The sequence below is a fragment of the Streptomyces huiliensis genome (assembly GCF_020037025.1).
Classification (GTDB): Bacteria; Actinomycetota; Actinomycetes; order Streptomycetales; family Streptomycetaceae; genus Streptomyces; species Streptomyces huiliensis.
In genome coordinates this window covers 13,872-34,132 of the sequence record NZ_JAIQLH010000160.1, presented here as the reverse complement: position 1 = coordinate 34,132, position 20,261 = coordinate 13,872, and the positions used below count along the sequence as shown (strand labels likewise).

General features: G+C 74.9%; 23 protein-coding genes. 15 read left to right on the top strand and 8 right to left on the bottom strand.

Going from position 1 to position 20,261, the window contains the following annotated elements; genetic code table 11:
- The 5 genes from JNW98_RS24535 to JNW98_RS24515 all read left to right on the top strand — a co-directional run.
- Positions 1-561 (top strand): acyl carrier protein (locus JNW98_RS24535; RefSeq protein WP_223770456.1); only part of this gene is annotated, 561 nt, incomplete at its 5' end.
- Positions 558-1,055: a hypothetical protein gene (locus JNW98_RS24530; RefSeq protein ID WP_223770455.1), complete on the top strand. Its 498-nt coding sequence runs from the start codon at positions 558-560 to the stop codon at positions 1,053-1,055. The genes JNW98_RS24535 and JNW98_RS24530, both read left to right, overlap by 4 nt.
- A gap of 120 nt (positions 1,056-1,175) precedes the next feature.
- On the top strand, positions 1,176-2,234 hold the full coding sequence (locus JNW98_RS24525; protein ID WP_223770454.1) for a GSCFA domain-containing protein: 1,059 nt from the start codon (positions 1,176-1,178) through the stop codon (positions 2,232-2,234).
- The gene (locus JNW98_RS24520) at positions 2,197-2,907 is read left to right on the top strand and encodes a hypothetical protein (protein ID WP_223770453.1); all 711 of its coding nucleotides are present in this window, start codon (positions 2,197-2,199) and stop codon (positions 2,905-2,907) included. The genes JNW98_RS24525 and JNW98_RS24520 overlap by 38 nt, the downstream gene beginning before the upstream one ends.
- Positions 2,908-2,946: 39 nt before the next feature.
- Entirely contained in the window at positions 2,947-3,819 is an 873-nt protein-coding gene (locus tag JNW98_RS24515; RefSeq protein ID WP_223770452.1) for a TauD/TfdA dioxygenase family protein, read from the top strand.
- 68 nt (positions 3,820-3,887) lie between these two features.
- On the opposite strand, the gene JNW98_RS24510 is transcribed toward JNW98_RS24515, so the two are convergent.
- Positions 3,888-4,232, bottom strand: a complete 345-nt coding sequence (locus JNW98_RS24510) for a DUF6355 family natural product biosynthesis protein (RefSeq protein WP_223770451.1) — start codon at positions 4,230-4,232, stop codon at positions 3,888-3,890.
- 288 nt (positions 4,233-4,520) lie between these two features.
- Between JNW98_RS24510 and JNW98_RS24505 the strand changes: the two genes are divergently transcribed.
- Positions 4,521-5,066 (top strand): hypothetical protein, encoded by a 546-nt coding sequence (locus JNW98_RS24505; protein WP_223770450.1) that lies wholly within the window; start codon positions 4,521-4,523, stop codon positions 5,064-5,066.
- On the opposite strand, the gene JNW98_RS24500 is transcribed toward JNW98_RS24505, so the two are convergent.
- The 5 genes from JNW98_RS24500 to JNW98_RS24480 form a co-directional block, all read right to left on the bottom strand.
- On the bottom strand, positions 5,035-7,881 hold the full coding sequence (locus JNW98_RS24500; protein WP_223770449.1) for a pyridoxal-dependent decarboxylase: 2,847 nt from the start codon (positions 7,879-7,881) through the stop codon (positions 5,035-5,037). The genes JNW98_RS24505 and JNW98_RS24500 overlap by 32 nt on opposite strands.
- Positions 7,878-9,248 carry a pyridoxal phosphate-dependent decarboxylase family protein gene (locus JNW98_RS24495; protein ID WP_223770458.1) on the bottom strand — a complete coding sequence of 457 codons (1,371 nt, stop codon included), beginning with the start codon at positions 9,246-9,248 and terminating at the stop codon, positions 7,878-7,880. The genes JNW98_RS24500 and JNW98_RS24495 overlap by 4 nt, the downstream gene beginning before the upstream one ends.
- Before the next feature lie 202 nt (positions 9,249-9,450).
- On the bottom strand, positions 9,451-10,257 hold the full coding sequence (locus JNW98_RS24490) for a SpcZ (RefSeq protein ID WP_223770459.1): 807 nt from the start codon (positions 10,255-10,257) through the stop codon (positions 9,451-9,453).
- 125 nt (positions 10,258-10,382) lie between these two features.
- Complete coding sequence (locus tag JNW98_RS24485; protein ID WP_223770448.1) at positions 10,383-11,165, bottom strand: 3-hydroxybutyrate dehydrogenase; 783 nt, start codon at positions 11,163-11,165, stop codon at positions 10,383-10,385.
- 68 nt (positions 11,166-11,233) lie between these two features.
- On the bottom strand, positions 11,234-12,238 hold the full coding sequence (locus JNW98_RS24480) for an oxidoreductase (protein WP_223770447.1): 1,005 nt from the start codon (positions 12,236-12,238) through the stop codon (positions 11,234-11,236).
- 54 nt (positions 12,239-12,292) lie between these two features.
- Between JNW98_RS24480 and JNW98_RS24475 the strand changes: the two genes are divergently transcribed.
- From JNW98_RS24475 to JNW98_RS24455, 5 genes are all read left to right on the top strand, one after another.
- Positions 12,293-12,772: a MerR family transcriptional regulator gene (locus tag JNW98_RS24475; protein ID WP_223770446.1), complete on the top strand. Its 480-nt coding sequence runs from the start codon at positions 12,293-12,295 to the stop codon at positions 12,770-12,772.
- 184 nt (positions 12,773-12,956) lie between these two features.
- Positions 12,957-14,189 carry a ricin-type beta-trefoil lectin domain protein gene (locus JNW98_RS24470; RefSeq protein ID WP_223770445.1) on the top strand — a complete coding sequence of 411 codons (1,233 nt, stop codon included), beginning with the start codon at positions 12,957-12,959 and terminating at the stop codon, positions 14,187-14,189.
- A gap of 211 nt (positions 14,190-14,400) precedes the next feature.
- A complete protein-coding gene (locus JNW98_RS24465; RefSeq protein WP_223770444.1) occupies positions 14,401-14,634 on the top strand; it encodes a DUF5133 domain-containing protein in 234 nt (77 codons plus the stop codon).
- A gap of 182 nt (positions 14,635-14,816) precedes the next feature.
- Positions 14,817-15,059, top strand: a complete 243-nt coding sequence (locus JNW98_RS24460; RefSeq protein ID WP_223770443.1) for an acyl carrier protein — start codon at positions 14,817-14,819, stop codon at positions 15,057-15,059.
- A gap of 235 nt (positions 15,060-15,294) precedes the next feature.
- Positions 15,295-15,759: a DUF6098 family protein gene (locus tag JNW98_RS24455; protein WP_223770442.1), complete on the top strand. Its 465-nt coding sequence runs from the start codon at positions 15,295-15,297 to the stop codon at positions 15,757-15,759.
- Positions 15,760-15,892: 133 nt separating this feature from the next.
- On the opposite strand, the gene JNW98_RS24450 is transcribed toward JNW98_RS24455, so the two are convergent.
- Entirely contained in the window at positions 15,893-16,771 is an 879-nt protein-coding gene (locus JNW98_RS24450) for a DUF72 domain-containing protein (protein ID WP_223770441.1), read from the bottom strand.
- Positions 16,772-16,858: 87 nt separating this feature from the next.
- Here JNW98_RS24450 and JNW98_RS24445 point away from each other — a divergent pair, with 87 nt between their 5' ends.
- The 4 genes from JNW98_RS24445 (at position 16,859) to JNW98_RS24430 (ending at position 19,383) form a co-directional block, all read left to right on the top strand.
- On the top strand, positions 16,859-17,860 hold the full coding sequence (locus JNW98_RS24445) for a YihY/virulence factor BrkB family protein (RefSeq protein WP_223770440.1): 1,002 nt from the start codon (positions 16,859-16,861) through the stop codon (positions 17,858-17,860).
- Positions 17,861-17,963: 103 nt separating this feature from the next.
- On the top strand, positions 17,964-18,254 hold the full coding sequence (locus tag JNW98_RS24440; RefSeq protein ID WP_223770439.1) for a hypothetical protein: 291 nt from the start codon (positions 17,964-17,966) through the stop codon (positions 18,252-18,254).
- A 184-nt stretch (positions 18,255-18,438) separates the two neighbouring features.
- Positions 18,439-18,660 carry a hypothetical protein gene (locus JNW98_RS24435; RefSeq protein ID WP_223770438.1) on the top strand — a complete coding sequence of 74 codons (222 nt, stop codon included), beginning with the start codon at positions 18,439-18,441 and terminating at the stop codon, positions 18,658-18,660.
- Positions 18,661-18,903: 243 nt separating this feature from the next.
- Complete coding sequence (locus tag JNW98_RS24430) at positions 18,904-19,383, top strand: DUF5709 domain-containing protein (RefSeq protein ID WP_223770437.1); 480 nt, start codon at positions 18,904-18,906, stop codon at positions 19,381-19,383.
- A gap of 32 nt (positions 19,384-19,415) precedes the next feature.
- On the opposite strand, the gene JNW98_RS24425 is transcribed toward JNW98_RS24430, so the two are convergent.
- The gene (locus tag JNW98_RS24425; RefSeq protein WP_223770436.1) at positions 19,416-20,222 is read right to left on the bottom strand and encodes an SDR family oxidoreductase; all 807 of its coding nucleotides are present in this window, start codon (positions 20,220-20,222) and stop codon (positions 19,416-19,418) included.
- Positions 20,223-20,261: the final 39 nt, after the last annotated feature.

The window sequence follows — 20,261 nt, the reverse complement described above, 5'->3', positions numbered from 1 at the left end:
CCGGGTGCGGACCGGCCGGCGGCGCCCGAGACGGCGCCGGCCCCGGCCGCCGCCGAGCGGCTCGCGGAGTGGCTGTGCCGCTCCCTGGGCGTGGACGAGCTCGACCCCGAGGCGTCCCTCTACGACCACGGCGCCGACTCGCTCACCCTCCTCGACCTCATCAGCACGGTCGAGGACGAGTACGGCGTCGAGCTCGAACTGTCGCGGCTGAGCCACCGGGTGAGCCTGACGGAGGTGCTGGCGCACCTCGCGGAGGCCACCGGCGCCGGCCCGTCCGATGACGAGGTGCCGCTGGACGTGTGGCAGGAGGGTGCGGGCGGCGACGTGCTGTGCCTGGTGCACCCGGTCGGCGGCGACGTCCAGGCGTACCGCGCGCTGGTGTCGGCCCTGGACCCCCGGCTGACCGTGTGCCTGATCAGCGACCCGGGGCTGCGCGGCGCGGAGGCCCCGGACTGGACGGTCGCCGAGCGCGCGGACCGCTACCTCGCCGCCCTGCGCGGCGCTTCCCCCGGGACGCCTGGCGCTGGCGGCTGGCCGGCTGGTCGTTCGGCGCCTGGGTGACCCAGGCGATGGCGGCCGCGGCGGAGGCCTCCGACGGTCCGGTCGCGGAGCTGTACCTGCTCGACCCCCCGCCGCCCGGCGGCGGGAAGGACGTCCTCGGCTACGACGAGGAGCAGCTGGAGCGGCTCTTCGCCCGGGAGCTGGCCGAGGCCGGTTCCGGTGCTCCGGCGGGTCCGGAGGCCCGGGCGTACGCCGAGCGGCTGGCGCGCTGCTGCCGCGCCAACCTGGCCGGCATGGCGGCCCACGAGCCGCCGCCGCTGCCCGGCACGCCGGTCCGGCTGTGGCTCGCGGACCGGGCGGAGAGCGGGCTGCCGTCCCGGGTGTCCGCGACGGAGCAACGGCGGCTGTGGGAAGGGCTGTTGCCGCTTCTGTCGGAGGCGCGGTGCCTGGACACCACGCACTACGGGATCGTCCGTCCGCCGCACGTGGCGGCGGTCGCCGAGGCCGTCAACGCGGCGTGCGTCCCGGCGCCGGAGCCACTCGCCGGTACCTGACCGGCCCGGTGCCCGGCGACCGCCCCCCGGCCGCCGGGCACCGGGCCACCGCTTCCCCCACCACTGGCACCCGACCGCCGACCGCCGACACGAACGAACCGAGGCCGAGAACAGCACCCCATGAACCCTTACCAGTCACTCCCGTCCCGCTCCTTCTGGCGGCCCGCGGTCGCCGAGCCCGCGTGGGCGGACATCGACGGCATGTGGACGCCGAAGTTCGCCATCGGCCAGGACGACGTCCTCCTCACGGCCGGGTCCTGCTTCGCCCGGCACATCGGCCGCGCCCTGCGCGACCGGGGCATGAACTGGCGCGACACCGAGCTCGCGCCCCCGGGCCTGACCCCGGAGCAGCGCCGCGACCGCCACTTCGGCGTGTTCTCCTTCCGCACCGGCAACATCTACACCGCCGCAGTGCTGCGCCAGTGGTTCTCGTGGGCGCTGGGCGTGGAGGAGCCGCCGCAGGAGACGTGGGAGGAGGACGGGCGCTTTTACGACCCCTGCCGTCCGGCGGTGGAGCCGGCCGGGTACGCCTCCGCCGAGGAGCTGTTCGCCGCGCGGGCGGCGACGCTCGCCGCGGTCCGCGAGGGCCTCGCCGAAGCGAACTGCCTGATCTTCACGCTGGGGCTGACCGAGGCGTGGCGCGACCGCGACGGCGGCACGGTCCACCCCGTTTGCCCCGGCACCCTGCGCGGCACCTTCGACCCCGCGCGGCACGTCTTCCACAACTTCACCTTCGACGAGGTGCGCCGGGACCTGACCGCCGCCCTGGAGCTGGCCCGGTCCGTCAACCCCGGCCTGAAGGTGCTGCTCACCGTCTCGCCGGTGCCGCTCACGGCGACCGCGACCGGCGGGCACGCGCTGACGGCCACCACGTACTCGAAGTCGGTCCTGCGGGCCGTCGCCGGACAGCTGGCCGCCGAGCACGAGGACGTCGACTACTTCCCGTCGTACGAGATCGTCACGGGCACCCCGTTCCGCGGCGCGTTCTTCGAGCCCAACCTGCGGACGGTGACGCCGGAGGGTGTCGCCTTCGTGATGGACCGGTTCTTCGGTGCGCTCGAAGGACGGCGGGCGGCCCCCGTGAGCCCGCCCGCGGCCGACCGCTCCCCCGCCCACCCCACCGCCGGAGAGGAGTTCGAGTGTGACGACGCCGTACTCGACTACTACAGCCCCCGCTAGGCCGGCCGCCGCCCGGTTCCTGCTGCTGGGCGACTCCCACGCCGGTCCGGTCGGCCGGGCCGCGGCGGCCGCCCGCGTCCCCTTCGCGGGCGGGCCCATCGGCTCGGGCCGGGACTTCACCGCCGGCTTCTACGACCCGCGCGGGGACGACGTCGTCTTCCGCGACCCGGAGACGGAGACCCGCTACCGTGCCGCCCTCGACGAGCTGGGGGCGCCGGGCCTGGACCGGGTGACCGTGCCGCTGGTGTGCACGTTCGGCTTCAGCGCGCACTTCGTCGCGACGACGGAGAACTGGCGGATCTACCGCACCCGCGGCGGCGCCTTCCCGCCGGGCTTCCTGGACAGCCCGGTGTTCGACGCGCTCGTCCGGGCGGCCGTCCGCGACGCGCTGGCGTTCTACGCCCACGCCCGCCGCCTCGGCCTCCGGGTGCTGGCGGTGATGGGGCCGCAGCGGGTGCCCGGCATGTCGGACCGCGAGGTGTTCATGGCGGCGCAGGAGTGCGTCCGCCGGGCCGTCGCCGAACTCGGCGTGGAGGTCGTGGACCTGCGCGCCCGCACCACCGACGCGTCGGGGCTCCAGCGGCCCGAGCTGTGCGAGAAGGACGACATCATCCACGGCAACCTCGCCTTCGGCCGCATCATCCTCGCCGAGCTCCTCGACCGCGGGCTCTGAAGCCCCCCACCCCTACCGCGACGCAGTACAGGAAAGGCCATGGAAGACTACGCACTCGACGCCGTGAAGGCGCTCACCACCCGGCCGAAGCCCGCCTACGAGACCCTCACCCTGGACCCGATCACACCGGTCCTCGGCGCGGAGGTCTCCGGGATCGACCTCTCCCAGGAGCTGACGGACCGTCAACTGGCTGAGATCAAGGACGCGTTCCACGCCCACCACGTCCTGGTCTTCCGCGACCAGGACATCACGCCCGAGGACCACAAGCGGTTCGCGGCGCACTTCGGCCCGCTGCACCCGGTGGCGCTGGCGGCTCCCGACAGCGACCCGTACGTGCTGGAGATCAGCGCCTCGGCCGAGTCGAAGAACGTGGCGGGCAACGGCTGGCACGCGGACGGCACCGCCGACGCCGAGCCGTCGCTGGGCTCGATGCTGCACATCACCCGCATACCGGAGGCCGGCAGCGGCGGCGACACCATGTTCGCCAACATGCACCTCGCCTACGAGATGCTCTCGCCCGCCATGAAGGCGTTCCTGGAGGGCCTCACCGCGGTCCACGACGGCGCCCAGCCGTGGGGCAAGCAGGGCCCGCCGGCCGAGTACGAGGTGCCGGTGAACGAGCACCCCATCGTCGTCCGCCACCCGGAGACCGGCCGCAAGCTCCTCTTCGTCAACCGCCCCTACACCTCGCACATCCCGCAGCTGTCGGCCGCGGAGAGCGAGGCCCTGCTGGAGATGCTGTACCGGCACATCGCCGGCACGCCGCTGCTCGTCTGCCGGGTCCGCTGGCAGCCGAAGACCCTGGTGTTCTGGGACAACCGCTGCGTCCAGCACCACGCGATCTGGGACTACTACCCGCACAGCCGCTACGGCCGCCGCGTCGCCATCGACGGCACCAAGCCGCAGGCCTGACGGCCCGTCACGCGGCGGTCCGGCCTCCCCCGGCAGCGGGGAGGGCGGACCGCCGTTCGACGTGCGGATCAGGGCCCGGTGTCGCCCGGGTGGGAGCAGAGCCCGCCGCGGTAGTTGCTGTCGTACCAGGCGCCGGTGGCGTCGAGGTCGAGGTTGGTGCGGCCGGGGCCCACGCAGCGGTGGTAGTTGGACCGGGGGAACCGCTTGACCTGGATCCACACGTTGGTGTTCGTGGCGCAGTGCTCGTAGTAGGCGCGCTCGCCGCCCCTGCTCTCGTTCCAGCCGCAGCCCTGGATCTGTTCCGGGGCGGCCGTCGCCGGGGCGACCGTCGCGCAGGCGAGGGCGCCGGTCAGGGCGACGGCCGCGAGGCCGAGCCGGGCGATGGCGGCGGACAGTGATCCTCGGAGTTTCATGCGTCGTCTCCTTCGCCGGAGGGGGGTGGCGGGGCCGGTCCCGCCACCGCTGCCAACGACGCCAGAGTGGCCCGGCGGGGGCCGTGTCACCAGGCGTTTCGACGGTGCTCGAAGGAGCCGGAACGGCGTTTCCGGGATCGAACCGCCGTCCGTTTTCCGGGGGCGGCGGAGGTGTCCGCCCCGCCCCGTGCGCCCCCCGTGTGGCACGTGCTGCCGGTCCCCGGTGGGATTCCCCGTGGCTGGGCATGCATGTGCCGCGGAAGCGGTCGCGCGAGCGGGGAGGGTGTCATGCGCCGGATCGGACCGTGGGCGAAGAGGTGCGGGAGCGCGGCCTTGGCCGTGGGCATGGTGGCGGCCGGGCCGTTCGCGGCGGAGGCCCGGCCGGCGGCGGAGGCACGCGGGCCGGCGGCGCCCGTCACCTGCGTGGGGACCAACTCCGTCGGGTTCTCCCCGGGGCTCGGGCTGCGGGCGAGAAGGACCCGGATCACCGGGACCGGCGCCTACACCTGCGTCTCCGCCGACCCGGGGTTCGCCTCCGCCACGTCCGAGATCAGCGGCGGCGGGACGAACGGGTGCTTCGTCTCCGATGCCACCACCGTGGAGAAGATCACCTGGAGCAACGGGCGGAAGAGCGTGGTGCGCTATCCCATGGGGACCGTCGGGCAGGTCGCTGGGCAGGCGGTCGTGCTGGTGGTCGGCAGGGTGGTCTCGGGCGCGTTCCGCGGGCGGACCGTCGCCTCCCCCGGCGCCCAGCTCACGCTCGACGTGCCGGCGTGTGCGACGGACCGGGGCGTGCGGCTGATCACCGGTCCTTCGACGCTGACGTTCCTCTGAGCGCGTCCGCCGACCGGCGGCCGTGGTGGACCACCCGGTCGAGGACGTACGCGACGTCGTCCCGGTTGCTGCCGGGGTTGATGGTGCACATCCGCAGCACCGTGGCACCGTGCACCCGGGTGGTGAGGAGCAGCGCCTCGCCGTCCGCGCACACCGCCCGGCTGATGTCCTCCTGTGCGGCGTCGGCGTCCCAGCCGGGCGGTACGTCGGCCGGGCGGTAGCGGAAGGTGAGGACGGCGAGGGAGGCCGGCGTGACCGGCCGCAGCTCGGGGTGGGCCGCGACCAGGGCCGCCGCGTGCTCGGCCAGGTCCATGCCGTGCTCGATCGCCTGCCGGAAGGCCCGCGCGCCGAAGGTCTTCAGCGACAGCCACAGCTTCAGGGCCCGGAGCCCGCGGCTCTGCTGGAGGCCGTGGTCGGAGAGGTTCACCTCGTCGCCCCGCGGGTCGGTGGGGGCCAGGTAGCCGGTGTCCAGCGCGTGCCGCGCCAGGTCGAAGGTGGCGCGCAGCAGCTCCGGGCGGCGCAGCAGGACGCAGCCGATCTCGTACGGCTGGAAGAGCCACTTGTGCGGGTCGACCGTGAGGGAGTCGGCGCGGCGGAGGGCCGGGCGCAGCCCGTGCCCGCGGGCGGTGGCGGCCACCGCCGCGCCGTGGGCGCCGTCGACGTGGAGCCAGAGTCCTTCGCGCGCGCAGAGGCCGGCGAGGTCGTCGAGGGGGTCGACGGCGCCGGTGCCGGTGGTGCCGAGGGTGGCGACGACGGCGAAGGGGCGCAGCCCGGCGCCGCGGTCGTCGGTGACACGCCGCGCGACCTCCGCCGGGTCGAGACGCAGTGCGCGGTCGGCCGGTACGACGGAGAGCTGCCCGCGGGTGAGGCCCAGCAGGTGCGTGGCCCGGGCGACGGAGGGGTGGGCCTGGGTGGAGCAGTAGAGGCGGGCGCGGGAGTGGTCGTCGCCGAGGTGGTGGTCGCGGGCGACGGCCAGGGCGGTGAGGTTGGCGACGGAGCCGCCGCTGACGAACAGTCCGCCGGCCTCCTCGGGCAGGCCCAGCAGTGCCTTGAGCCAGCCGAGCGTGGTCAGTTCGAGCTGGGTGGGCCCGGCGCCGACCAGCCACGCCCCCGGTACGGAGAGGTGGGCGGAGGCGAGGGCGTCGGCGAGGACGGCCGGGAAGTTGCCGGTGGACGGGGTGAAGGCGAAGCTCCGGGGGTGGTCGAGGCGGGTGGCTTCGCCGAGGGCGTCGCGGGTGACGCGGTCGAGCAGGGAGCGCAGGTCGTCCGTGCCGTGCTCGGGCAGGGGTTCGTCCAGGAGGGCCCGGAGGCCGTCGGGGGGCGGGACGCGCAGCGGCGGGTGTGCGCGGGCGGTGGTGAACCGCTCGATGACGAGCTCCAGCGTGTGCAGGCCCGCCGTGCGCATGGCTTCCTCGGGCAGCCGGAGCAGGGGTGTGGCGGCCTCGCCGGCGGCCGCCGTGCCGTCCACTCCCGTCCGGGACCGGCCCTCTCCCGCCCGGGACCGGTCGTGGAAGGCGGCGATCCAGGCCAGCGACTCCGGAGGGAGGCGGGGCCGGGGTTCGAGGGGGGCGACCTTGTGCCCGAACTGGAGCAGGGCCAGCTCCTGTCCCGCCGTGACCGGGCCCGGGCGGGCGACGGCCCACCACAGGGCCTCGTCGTCGCGGAGTCCGGCGAGATCCGGAGCCGCCGGGAGCGGGCCCGTCGCCGTCCCGCCGCCGAGCCGGTAGCACCCGGTGCGGGGAAGGGCGTTCACCGTGGCGTCCGCCGCGGCGTGGACGACGAGCTGGCTCGGGCGGCGCGGTCCCGGCGGGAGCGTCCCCGGCACGGACGGCGGCAGCGCGGGCAGGAGGAAGGAGAGGATGTGCAGCCCCAGCGCGGGCAGCAGGCCCGCCGCGCGCTCGGCGGCCTGCACGAGCGAGACCACCGTCTGGAAGCGGGGGTTGACCTCGACGGCCAGCAGCCGGCCGTCCTCCTCGACGAGGTCGAGGCCGAAGACGCCGCGGAAGCCGCGGCCGCGCAGCACCTCCCCCACGCGCCGCGCCGCCGCGCGGGCCTGTCCGTACAGCCCGTCCGGCAGATCACCGGGGTGCAGGAGCTGGTTGCCGCAGTGGGTGCCCCAGGAGGCGGCGAGCTCGGGCAGCCCCACGAGCTGGTGGGAGACGGCCGAGACCACGGTCCTGTCCGGTCCGGCGCAGGCCGTGACCGTCAGGGAGACGCCGGGAGCCCGGCGGCCGAGCCGGATCGGCTCGTCCGGCCAGTCGGCGAGGCGGCGTTCGAGTTCGGCCGGGGAGGCGAGCGGGACCGTCCCCCGCCCGACCAGGTTGTTCTCCCTGCGCTGGGCCACCGCCCCGGGCCAGTCCGCGCGCCAGTACCGCGCGGCCGGTCCCCGTCCGGCCGCGGGGACGACCACGCAGGGCGGGGTGGCCACGCCCGCTTCCTCGAACAGCTCCAGCACGCTGATCTTGTCGGCCGCCCAGGCGGTCACCCCGGCGTCCGGCGCGAGCAGCCGGTAGCCGTGCGTACCGGCCCAGGTGCGGGCGTTGGGGCCGTGCTCGGGTGCGAAGGAGACGCACACCCGGCGCCTCCCCGGTGTGCCCCGGGCGCCGGCGGGCGGTGGCACGGGCAGTGGCCGGCACGCGGAGACCGGTTCGTGGCGGAGCCAGGCCGGGGCCGGGCCGAACGACGCGCTGACGAACGGGCAGTGGTCCAGCCACACGGCCTCGTCGAGCAGACCGTCCAGCAGCTTCCGGCCGGTGCCGGCGTCGATCCCCTCGATGTCGGGGTGCCGGTCGTGGTCGTTCTCACGGGCGGTCACGGCGTCGGCCGCGCGAGGTCCATGACGCGGCGGTGCAGGCGGTCCAGGTACGGTTCGCTCTCCGGTTTCATCAGGACGCTGCGCAGCACGTGCGTGTCCTCGGCATCGCGCGCGACGTGCGGACGGCGGCGGGCGAAGGCGTCCGCGTCGATCCTCGCGACGCTGAGGAACACCGGGTTCTCCCGCGCCTCCATGCCGCGCCGCATCACCTCCCGCGAGGCGGCGCCGATCCGGGACAGGGCGGCGGGCTCCGTGCGGGGGTAGTACGTGACGATGTCCAGCTCCGGGCGCTGGTACGGCTCCAGGTGGGGCGAGCCGTCGAGCAGGCCGGCCCAGCGCAGGGCCGCCCGCCGCCCCGCGGCGAGCACCCCGCCCAGCCCTTCCCTGGTGAGCGGCATCAGCCGGAGGGTCAGCCACAGGGCGGCCGCGGCCGCTCCCGACCGCGAGCACTCCAAACTGATCTCCCCCAGGTGCGGCCGGCCGGAGGTGAAGTAGGTGTAGGGGGAGTCGTGCCGGTAGAAGCGGGCCACCTCGGGATCGGCGAAGAGCACCGCGCCGCAGCCGTAGGGCTGGAGGCCGTGCTTGTGTGGGTCGATGACGACCGAGTCGCTCCGCCCGACGGCCCGCAGCGCCTCGGCGGTGGCGTCGTCCAGGAGCGGGTCGCCGGCGAGCAGCGTGAAGAATCCGCCGTAGGCGGCGTCCACATGGACCCGGGCGCCGTACCGTCGCGCCAGTGGCACGATGCGGTGCACGGGATCGACCGCGCCCAGAGCGGTGGTACCGGTAGTGGCGACGATCGTGCCCACGTCTCCCGAGGCAAGCAGCCGCTCCAGTGCCGCCACGTCCGTCCGGCCCCGGCCGTCGACCGGCACGGTGTGCGTCCGCATGCCCAGGAGATGGCACATGCGCGCGTGCGTGTAGTGGGCGTCGGCGCCGATCGCGACGGACCGCCCGGGGCTGCTCTCCCGGGCGACGAACAGGGCCTCCAGGTTCGCCAGGGTGCCGTTGCTGGTGAGGTGCCCGAGGAACGGCTCCAGGCCCGCCATGGCGGCCAGCCGGGCGACGGCCTCCTCCTCCATGACGGAGGTGGCCGGACCGCCGTCCAGGGCGTGGTTGTTGGGGTTGACGAGCATCGCGGCGAGGTACCCGGCGACGGCGACCGGGTGCGGTGGCTTGAGCATCTGCCCCGCGTAGCAGGGGTGGAAGAACGGATAGCTGCCGCGCAGCCTGCCGGTCAGCTCGGCGAACGCCTCGGCGCGGGCCTCCTCGGCGACCTCCGTGGCCGGGTGGGTCTCGTACTCCTCGTACGACCGGGTCCACTCCTCGAACGCCTCGACGCCGTGCTCCAGCCACCGCTTCAGCTCCATGCCCGCCCCCAGCGCCGCGGCCACAACCGACCGGGCAACCGTAGTCACGGCCCCTCCCGAAGGGCGGCCCCCATCCGCCCTCTCACCCGAACGGGGAAGCGCCGCACGGGCGGCGGCGCGCCGCGGCGCGCGTCCCGGTGCCTCACGGCGGCGACGGCGGCGGGCCGTGCTCCCCCTGAATCCCCGAAGGGCACTCGGCCGGTCAGGCCCCGGTGGCCCGCTCCAAACTGTCGGCCAGGCCCGCCGCGAGCCGTTCGCAGGCCGCGCGGCGCCGTTCCTCCCGCCCGTCCGCCGTGTCCGTGCCCTGCCCGGCGAGCGCGAGGGCGTAGGCGTTCACCGCGGCGTACGGGTAGCAGGCTGCGTAGGCGGCGGGGTCGGCCGCCGCGTAGGCCGCCGCCAGCGTCCGGGCGTGGACGAGGGCGTTGGCGTCGGCGTAGGACGTCACGTTGGCGCCGGTGTTGAGGTCGGCGTAGCCGTTCGCGAACTCCTGGGCCTCCGCCTCGCCGTAGTCGTTGGTGCGCGCCCAGGCGAGGGCGTTGGCGGCGGCCGTTGCGTGGGCGTCGGCGTACGGGTAGGCGCGCCGGTAGACGTCCCGCAGGGCCGGTTCCAGGGCGGCGGTCCAGGCGTCCGCCACGGCCGGCTCTCCCGCCGCCGCGCCCGCGTGCAGCGCCCGTACGGCCCCGTACGGCGCGGCGTCCACGTCCTCCCGTCCGCCCTCGCGCCCGTCCGCCGACTCGGTCAGCAGCGGGACGACGGTGCGGGCGTGCCAGTCGTGGACGACGGCGAGGGGGACGCGGCCGTCGAGGCGGGCGCAGGCGTCGTGGGTGCGGCGGGCCCACTCCACCGCGTCGGAGCCCTGGCCGTCCCACAGCGCGCCGGCGAGCTGGATCAGCCAGTCGGGCAGGTCCGGGCCTTGCGCGGGCCGCTCCTCCCACCGGCCGGCCGCGGCGGCGTCGAGCCGGGCGAGGAAGCGCGGGAGGGCCTCGGCGGAGGGCGCGGGACGGCTCACGGTTCTTTCTCCTGTTCCGCTGTACTGCTGGGTGGCACGGTCCGGGGTACCCGGGCCCGCCCCCGTATCCTCACCCGCCGGGGGCGCCGGGCGCGATGTCGCGATGATCACGCCGTGGGGAGGGCTCAGCGGGCGGTCCAGCCGCCGTCCAGGACGAGCGTGGTGCCGGTGACGGCCGAGGTGTACGGGCCGCAGAGGTAGGCGACGGCCTCGGCGACCTCCTCCGGTTCGACCAGCCGCTTGAGCGGTGAGCCGGCGAGGAGGACGTCGTTCAGGACGCGCTCCTCGGGGACGGCGTGGGCGGCGGCCTGGTCGGCGACCTGCCGTTCGACGAGGGGGGTCCGGACGTAGCCGGGGCTCACGCAGTTGGACGTGACGCCGTGCGGCGCGCCTTCGAGGGCGGTGACCTTGGACAGGCCCTCCAGGCCGTGCTTGGCCGCGACGTAGGCCGACTTGTAGGCGGAGGCCCGCAGTCCGTGGACGGACGATATGTTGACGACGCGCCCCCACCCGCGCTCGTACATCCCCGGCAGGGCGCCCCTGATCAGCCGGAAGGGCGCCTCCAGCATGACCGTGAGGACGGTGTGGAACGCTTCGGGCGGGAACTCCTGGAGCGGGCGCACGATTTGGATGCCCGCGTTGTTGACGAGGATGTCGGCGCCGGCCGCGGCCCGTTCGGCGGCGTCGAGGTCGGTGAGGTCGAGGACGACGGTCTCGACCGCGCCGGAGAGGCCGGCCGCCCGCTCGGCGAGCGCGGTGAGTCCGGCCGCGTCGCGGTCCAGGGCGCGGACGCGGACCCCGGCCGCGGCGAGGCGGACGGCGCAGGCCGCGCCGATGCCGCTCGCCGCGCCGGTGACGAGGGCCGTGCGGCCGTGAAGGGACGTGTCCGGGGCGGGTGTCGGAATCATGGGCGCAGCGTAGGCGGCGGGTGCCCGGGCGGTCGACGGGCCGCCTCTTCGGGTGGTGTGAGAACCGGTCAGGCGAAGGCGTCCAGGCCGGTGAGCCGGGCCGAGAGGTCCCAGAGGCGGGCCGCCGCCCCGGGGTCGACGGCCCACGGCTTGACGCCGCCGACGAGCATGTCGTCGGTGGTGGCGGCCCCGGCGACGTCGCAGTCCTGGCAGTACGCGCCACCGTGCTCCGCCAGGAGTGGCGAGGTGGCGGCCCAGACGGCCGTCGCGGCGCCCTGGGCGGGGGACTTGAAGCCCGTCGCCGGGGTGCCGCCCCCGTCCTTCCAGCCCAGGGCGATCTGCTCGGCGTGCGGGACGTGCCGCTGGAGGGGGGTGAGGATGCTGCCGGGGTGGACGGCGAACGCCCGGAGGCCGTCGTCCGCGCCCAAGGTGTCGAGGTGGACGGCGAACAGGGCGTTGGCCGTCTTGGACTGGGCGTAGGCGAGCCACCGGTCGTACCCGGTACGGAAGTGGAGGTCGTCCCACCGGATGTCGGAGAGGAAGTGTCCGGAGGAGGCGACCGCCACCACCCGGGACCCGGCGGGGTTGAGCGCCGGGCGGAGGCGGTTGACGAGGGCGTGGTGGCCCAGGTGGTTGACGGCGAGGTGGAGCTCCCAGCCCGCGTCGGTGCGGGTCTCCGGGCAGGCCATGACGCCGGCGTTGGCGATGAGGAGGTCGAGGACGCGGCCCGTGGCGAGGAAGCCGTCGGCGAAGGCGCGGATGCCGGCGGGGTCGGCGAGGTCGAGCGCGTGGACGGCGACGGAGGCGTGGAGCCCGGCGGGGAGCGCCGCGCGGACGGCGGCCTCCGCCTCGGCGGGCCGGCGGACGGCCACGTGGACGCGGGCCCCGGCCCGGGCGAGGGCGCGGACGGCCTCCAGGCCGAGGCCCGAGGCGCCGCCGGTGACCAGGGCGGTCCTGCCCGTCAGGTCGGTGCCCGCGAGGACGTCGTCGGCGGTGCTGTGGGCTCCGAAGCCGGAACCGAGCGGGCGCTGCCGGCTCATGCGGTCGTCCGGCGCGTGGTGCGGTGTGTTCATGATCAGGACGCTAGGAGCTGGAGTGCGGTCCAGGTCAAGCTAGGCTGCGGCGCCATGGACACGAGTGCGGACGGCGCGGTGGTGGACGACGCGGTGGCGGAGGGCGCGGTGGCGGGGGGTCTCTCCATCGGCGGGGTGGTGCGGGCGACCGGGATGAGCGTGGACACCCTGCGGTTCTTCGAGCGCGAGGGCCTGCTGCTGCGCCCGGTCCCGCGGAACGCCGCCGGCCGGCGGGTGTACGAACAGGCGGACGTGGACTGGCTGTCGCTGGTCGCCCGGCTCCGTGCGTCGGGCATGCCGGTCGCGACGGTCGCCCGCTTCGCGGCGCTGGTGCGGTCCGGGCCCGGGAACGAGGCGCTGCGGCTGGAGCTGCTGCGGGAGCACGAGCGGGCGGTACGGGAGCGGATCGCCGCCCTCGGCGCGGATCTGGAGATCATCCAGGGCAAGGTGGCGGTCTACGAGCGGCATGTGCGGGAGGGGACGGCGGCGGGGCTCTGGGCGCCGACGCCTTCCGTACCGGCCGACGCCCCATAAGCCGCATGCCGACGCCTCATAAGCCCCATTTCCGACGGCAGTTGGGGTCACACAGCCCTCTCCCGCCACTCCCCTATCATCTGTCCCATCCGGGCACCCGAACGGCGGTGACCGGACGACAGGATTCCCTCGGTGAAAGGCCCACAGGGCATTGCAACGTACAGGTAAGCGTCGAATATCCACCGTGGCCTTCTGCGCCGCGGTGACCCTCGCGGGGGGCCTCCAGGGCACGGCCGGCGCGGACGCCCCGCGTCCGGCGGGGCCGGGCGCGGGCCCGGCTCCGGCGGCGGCGCCGGACTTCGGCGCCTCGCGCGCCGACGGCACGACCTTCAAGGACGGCACCATGTCGCTGGGCCCGGCGCCCGCGGCCCGCCGGTCCGTGGGCGCGGCCCCGCACGGCGAGGGGTGGCAGCTGGACAAGGCCACCAAGCTGCTGGCCTCCGGCTACACCATCAAGTTCTACGACAAGAAGTCCGCGGACGTGCTGACCCGCTACGTCAAGGCGTCGGCCGCGGACCTCCAGCGCGTCACCAACATCCGCTACACGATCGACACCAAGCCGGTGGGCTGGGACTACGTCCGGCCGCGCGGCGAGGTCGTGATCGGTCTGCTGAAGCGCCCGTGCGTGCCGGGCGCCACCCCGGACCAGCCGTGGAAGGTGGTCCGCGACGGCTCGGGCACGGCCAACCTGAGCTGCGGCTTCTACTCGTCGTCGCTGCCCGACACGACGACCAGCGGACACGCCTACATCGACAGCGAGTTCTTCACGGCCGACGGCAAGGCCATCCCGTGGATGGGCGAGACGTACCTGCGCAGCCACATCAGCCACGAGCTCGGGCACACGATGGGGCTGGCGCACGCCAACCGGAGCGAGAAGCGGGGCGACTGCGCGGTGGGCAGCGACTCCGGTGAGAAGCCGGTGATGTGCACGCCCAGCGACGCGTACCAGGACAAGCGGGCGGGCACCTACGTCCAGCAGTTCGACGTGCAGGGGCTGCGTTACCTGGCCCGGGGCGCCGGCGCGGCGCTGCCGCCGCAGGGCCGGGTGACCGGTCTGGCCAAGAAGTGCCTCGACGTCAAGGGCGGCAAGGCGGCCAACGGCACCCGCGTCCAGCTGTTCACCTGCAACGGCGGGGTGGCGCAGTCGTGGATCCTGCAGAAGGACGGGACGTTCCGCGCGCTGGGCAAGTGCCTCGACAACGCCGGCAACGTCAACAAGAACGGCAACCGGATCCAGCTGTCGGACTGCACCGGCGGTCCCGCGCAGAAGTGGAAGACCGACGCCAAGGGCCGGATCGTGCACGTCGCCTCGGGCAAGGTCCTCGACGTGACCGGCGGCCGGACGGCCAACGGCACCCTGATCCAGCTCTACACGGCGAAGACGGCCAAGGGCCAGGTCTGGTCCGTGCCGAAGTGACGCCTGGCGCGCGTCCGTGAGGTTCCGTACCCGCTGAGGGGCCGGACGGGTGGCCGCCCGTCCGGCCCCTCTCCCCATGGGGACCCCCGTCGCCACTCCCACCGCATGAGGCCCGCGGACCTGGGTAGCAGCCCGTTCACCGCGGACGGCGTGCCCTCCCCTCGGCACCGCGCGGCACCCTCACAGGGACATCGTGAAAGGAGTGGTGACCGTGCTGATGGCTCACCCGGCAGTGCTGGCGGATCTCGTGGAGCAGTACACGGCGCTCGACCTGCTGCACGCGGACTCGGGCGACCCCGAGGCCCGGCAACGGCTGGACGACGTCGCCTACCTCCTCTGCGTGGCCACGGGCACCAGCGACGTCGACGCGGCGCTGATCGCCGCGCGCTACCGGCTGCCGGGCGCCCGGGTGCGGGACGACTCCCTGCTCGCCGCCGGCGAGTGAGCGGCGCCGGGCCGGACCCGCCGTCCGGACGCCGTGTGAACGTCCGGCGAAGGGGTAACCGGAGGGCTCGGAAAGCGCACCGCGGATTCCCGGCGGTGCCGCGGGCCGCCCGCCGAAAGGGCGAGCGCATTCCCATACGGGAACAGCAGGAAACAGGCAGGCAACAGGCAGGGAGGCACACCATGGCCACGGGTGAAACCGGATTCAGTGACGTCGTCTTCGATCTCGTCTCGGTGCAGTACCACTCGCTCAAGGCGGGACACGACTACGGACAGTACGTCCGTGACGCCGAGAACGCCGGCAAGAAGGAGATCGCGGAGTTCTTCCGCTCGGTCATGGCGGAGGACGCGCGCCGCGCCGCCGAGTGCCACAAGTTCCTCAAGGGTCTTTCGGGCACCAAGGAGGCGGGCCCGGCCGCCGACTGAGCGGGCGGGACCGGAGTCGGAGGGGGCCGTGCCGTCCGGCACGGCCCCTCGTCCGTCCCCTGGCGGAAAGCCCGAGCGGATTCCCGGCCGGATTGCGGGAATCCCCGGCCCGGGGTTGGCTGGAGGTGGCGGTTCCGCACCCGTCGGCCGCCGGCCGGAATTCCGTGGGAAAAGGAATGCGGAACGCAGCGAAATCAGAACGCAGCGAGAAGAGCGCGGAGGAACCGCCGTCGACATGACCGCCCCGGATGCCCTGCCCGTCCTGACCTCCCTCGACGACCTGGTCGCCATGGTCGAGCGCGGCGAGAACCTGTTCGTGCGGTGGTCGCGGGGGCCCGGGACGGACCTGGGCCCCGCCTCCAGCACCGACGACCTCACCGGCACCAGCCTGCCCGGCCTGTCCGTCAACGCCCTCGACGTCGAGCCGTGGTGGGCCGACCGCCCGCTGCGGCTCTGGGTCGCCCGGCGGCTCTACGACTACTGCCACCTGCGCCGCGACAAGGGCCCCGGGGTACGGCCCTGGGTGCTCGACGGCCGGGAGATCGGCCGGGGTCCCGACAACGAGCCGCTGGTCAGGGACGTACGACCGCTCGCCTGGATCGACTCCGGGGTGATCGACGAGGCGGAGCGCGAGGTCGTCCGCCAGCGCGGCCCCTGGGGGCCGCTCCGCCGCTCGTCGTACGGCGAACCGGCGGGCTAGCGAAGCCCGGACGGGCCGGCGAGTCTCAGGGGCCGGCGATTCCCGGGGCGCGGGAAGACTTCGGGGGCGCGGGAACCTCCCCGCGCCCCCTTCTCACGTCCTCATGTCCTCACGTCCTCACGTCGTCACGTCCTCACGCCTCCAGCAACTCCCGCATCACCGCCGCCGACCGCACCGCCGCGTCGCCGCAGCAGTTGTTGAACAGCACGTGGACCTGCTCGGCCTCCCCCGCCAGCCGGCGGATCCGGTCCCGCCAGGGCGCCAGTTCCTCGGCGGTGTAGGAGTGCCGGTACGCGTCCTCCTTGCTTCCGGTCCCCCACGCGGCCGACCGCCCGTGGAAGCGCACCACCGCCAGTTCGGGCCGGGTCACGGCGGCCACCGGCGGCACGGCGTCCGGCACGTCCTGCGCGGTGTCCACGGCGACCAGGGACATCCCGTGCGCCCGCAGCACGTCCAGTGTCCGCCGCCGCTCCCCCGGGGCGAGCCAGCCGGGGTGCCGGAACTCGACGGCCAGCGGGAGCCGGCCCGCGCGCCGCCGGCACTCGGCCAGGAACGCGTGCCCCCGTTCCCCCGCCCGCACCCACGGCGGGAACTGCAGCAGCACCGCCCCCAGCCGTCCCGCCTCCTCCAGCGGGCGCAGCGCTCCGGTGAACCGCTGCCACAGTTCGTCCACCGCGCCGCGCGGGAGCCGGGCGGGGGTCACCCGGCGCTGCGGCGGCCCCGGTGGGCGGAGGTCGGGCGGCAGCGCGCCGGCGCGGGCGGAGTGGCCGGTCAGCGTGGCGAACGCCTTGACGTCGAAGACGAAGCCGGGCGGGGTGCGGTCGGCCCAGAGCCGGGAGTTGCGGACGCTGGGCAGCCCGTAGTACGTCGCGTCGACCTCCACGACGGGGAACCGGGCGGCGTAGTGCCGCAGCCGCTCCTCGGGGTCGTCGCGGGCGGCCGGCGGGTACCAGCCGCTGCCCCGCAGGGCGGGGTCGGTCCAGGAACAGGTGCCGACGAGGTAGTTCTCCATGCGGGGGCGGCTACCCCGTCGCGGCGCGCTCCCTCCGTACGGGCGCCGGTGCGGTTGAACTCCCTCCGGCCGGTTATCCGTTGGAGCGTGACGGCGACGGAGAAGAGTACGGACGCGGCCGGACCGGACCCCGGGGTGGAGCGGCGGGCCCCGGACGAGCCGACGCAGCTGCGCGCCCGCTCGTGGTGGTCGGTGCTGCGGCGGACGGCGAAGGAGTTCGTCGACGACGAACTGGCGGACCGGGCGGCCGCGTTGACCTACTACACGATGCTCTCCCTCTTCCCGGCCCTGCTGGTGCTGGTCTCGCTGCTGGGTGTGGCCGGGAAGTCGGCGACGGAGAAGCTGCTGGCGAACCTGGAGCACCTGACGCCCGGGCCGGTGCAGGACATCCTCACGGGTGCGGTGCGTCAGGCGAGCGGCAGCGGGGGTACCGGTTCGGTGCTGGCGGTGGCGGGTCTGCTGGGCGCGCTGTGGTCCGCCTCGGGGTACGCGGCGGCGTTCATCCGCGCCTCGAACGCCGTCTACGACATCAAGGAGGGGCGGCCGGTGTGGAAGCTGACACCGCTGCGCCTGGCGGTGACCCTGGTGCTGATGCTGCTGGCGATGGCGAGCGCGCTGATCGTGGTGTTCACCGGCGGTATCGCCCGGCAGGCCGGCACCGCGCTGGGGGTCGGGGACGAGGCGCTGGCGGTGTGGTCGGTGGCCAAGTGGCCGGTGCTCGTCCTGCTGGTGACGGTCATGATCGCCCTGCTGTACTGGGCGGCGCCGAACGTGCGCGGGCGGGGCTTCCGCTGGGTGACGCCGGGCAGCCTGGTGGCCCTGGTGCTGTGGATGGCGGTCTCGGCGGGCTTCGCGGTGTACGTCGCGAACTTCGGCACGTACAACAAGGTGTACGGGACGTTCGCCGGTCTGATCGTCTTCCTGATGTGGCTGTGGTTCACCAACCTCGCGATCCTGCTGGGCCTGGAGTTCGACGCCGAGCTGAGCCGGGAGCGGGCGATCCTCGGCGGCCACCCCGAGGACGAGGAGCCGTACGTACCGCCCCGGGACACGCGCGCCTGGCCCGCGGGCGACGACGGCGCGGCCTGACGCCGGTCCCCGCCGCGGGGCCGATTCCCCCGCCGGGATCGGGGTACTCGGAGCGTCCGCACCGGCCGCCCGGCCGGGCCGGCACGGAAGGTGGACGACGACGGTGGACGAGGCGGACGGCAAGGAACGGCGGGGCACGAAGTCCTCGCGAGCGGCGCGCGGGGGCACCCGCGGAGTGCACGGTGAGGGTCCGGGCGCGTCCTCGGGCGCGGAGGAGACGGCGCACGAGCGGACGGTGCCCGGCACGGCGAGCGCCCGGGAGGGCTACGGCGAGCGGGGCGGGACGGCGGACGGCGAGGCCCTGCGCGGCGTCCGGGACGAGTCCGGCGAGGCGCGCGGCAAGCGCGGCCGGACGACCGGGCGCGACCGCCAGGACCGGGACCGGGACCGCTGAGCCCGAGACCGCTGAGCTTCGGGACCACTGAGCGGACCCCGCGTGCGCATGCCGGCCGGCAGGCCGGGCATCCGGGACGGTGGGCCGGACGATCACGGCCCCCGGCCGCCGCCCATGCGGCGGCCGTGACACATCCGGACGACCAGCCGGACGACCAGTCGTACGACCGGGCGGAGGAACGCGCATGAACGACTCCACGAAGGACACGGACGCCAAGACGGACGGGAAGGGCAAGCCGCGCACCGCCGTCGAGGAAGCCGTCAGGGAAATCGGCGAGCTCACGGCCCGGCCGGACCGTCGGCACGAGCGCGACGCGGCCGACGGCATCACCCCCAGCACCGAGGCGCAGGAGTCCGTCCAGCGCGCCGGCCGCGACCGCGGCGGGAAGCGGCGAAGCGGCCGCTGACCCTCGTGCCCGGAGGCGGGGTCGCGGCGGAAAGCGGGTACAGACTCCGCCCGCCGCTTCTCCGGGACCGGCACCGCGGTCACCGCCAGGGTGGCCGCGGTGCGGGCGCGGAAGGACGGCGGGAGGCGGCGGCCCCCGGCGCGCCCCGTGCGGCGGCGTTTCCCCCGAGGAGCGCCGGGCAGCCGCACGGAGGAGACTGGAGGTGACGTCGCTGCGGAGCCGCGCGGGAGGAAGGAGCGCAGCATGTCCGACGACGCGATGGGTGACGAGGTCTACCAGCCGGTGCGTTCCGACACCCGGGACAACCCCGACGACCTGGACCTGGAGAACGCGCTGGACGGCGACGGCCTGGACGAGGTGCTCGACGAGGGCTGGTCGCCGCCGGAGAGGCCGCTGGCCGTGACCCGTCACGGCACCACGGCCCGCGAGCAGCACGACCGGGAGCCCCTGGACCAGCGGCTGGCCGAAGAGGTGCCGGAGGTGGCCGTCCCCGACGGCGACGGCATCGGGGACGCGCCGCGCGACGGGGAGCCGATCGACGAGGAGGCCGGAGACGAGCGCGCGGGCCGTCTGACCGGCACATGGGACCTGATGCCGCCCCGCGTGAACGACGTGTACGCGCGGGACGTCGGCGTCAACGGCGGGGCCGCCTCCGCCGAGGAGGCGGCGATGCACGTGGTGCCCGACGAGCCCGCCGTCCCGCCGGAGGAGTTCGAGGACTGAGGCCCCCGACCTCCTGAAGCGCGACCGGGGCGTCAGACGCGGCGCCAGGAGTCGTCCTTCAGGTGCGACCCCGCCTGGGGTCCCATCCGCAGCATGCCGCCGTCCACGCTCCACGACGCGCCGGTGACGTATCCGGCGTCGTCGCCGCAGAGGAAGCCGATCACCGCGGCGACCTCCCGGGCGTCCCCCGGCCGTCCCGCCGGTACGCCGGGCCGGTGCACGCGGTGGACGTCGACGTCCTCCTGGCCGGTCATGGGGGTGGCGATCTCGCCGGGCGCGACGGCGTTGACGGTGATGCCGTGTTCGGCGAGTTCCAGGGCCATGACCTGGGTGAGCAGCCCGAGGCCGCCCTTGGCGGCGCAGTAGGGGGCGGCGCCGACGCGCGGCTGGTGCTCGTGGACGCTGGTCACGTTGACGATCCGGCCGCCGCCGCCCTGCCGGATCATCCGTCGGGCGGCGCGCTGGCCGCACAGGAACGGGCCGACGAGGTCGACGTCGAGGACCCGTCGGACGGTCTCCAGGTCGAGGTCCAGGTAGGGCGTGGCCGTGCCGGTGCCGGCGTTGTTGACGAGGACGTCGATCCGGCCGAGTTCGTCGGCGAGCGCGTCCACGACGTCGGCGGCCTCGGGCAGCCGGGTGAGGTCCAGCCGGGCGAGGGCGGCACGCCGCCCGTGCGCGCGGACCTCCTCGGCGGTGCCCTCGGCTCCCTTCCGGTCGGTGTGCCAGGTGATGCCGACGTCCAGGCCCTGCCGGGCCAGGTGGACGGCGGTGGCGCGGCCGATGCCGGAATCGGCGCCGGTGACGACCGCGACGCGGGGGCCGGCCGTTTCGCCGCTCATCCGCGACTCCTCTCATGCGGGGGTGCGTTGCCTGCGGGC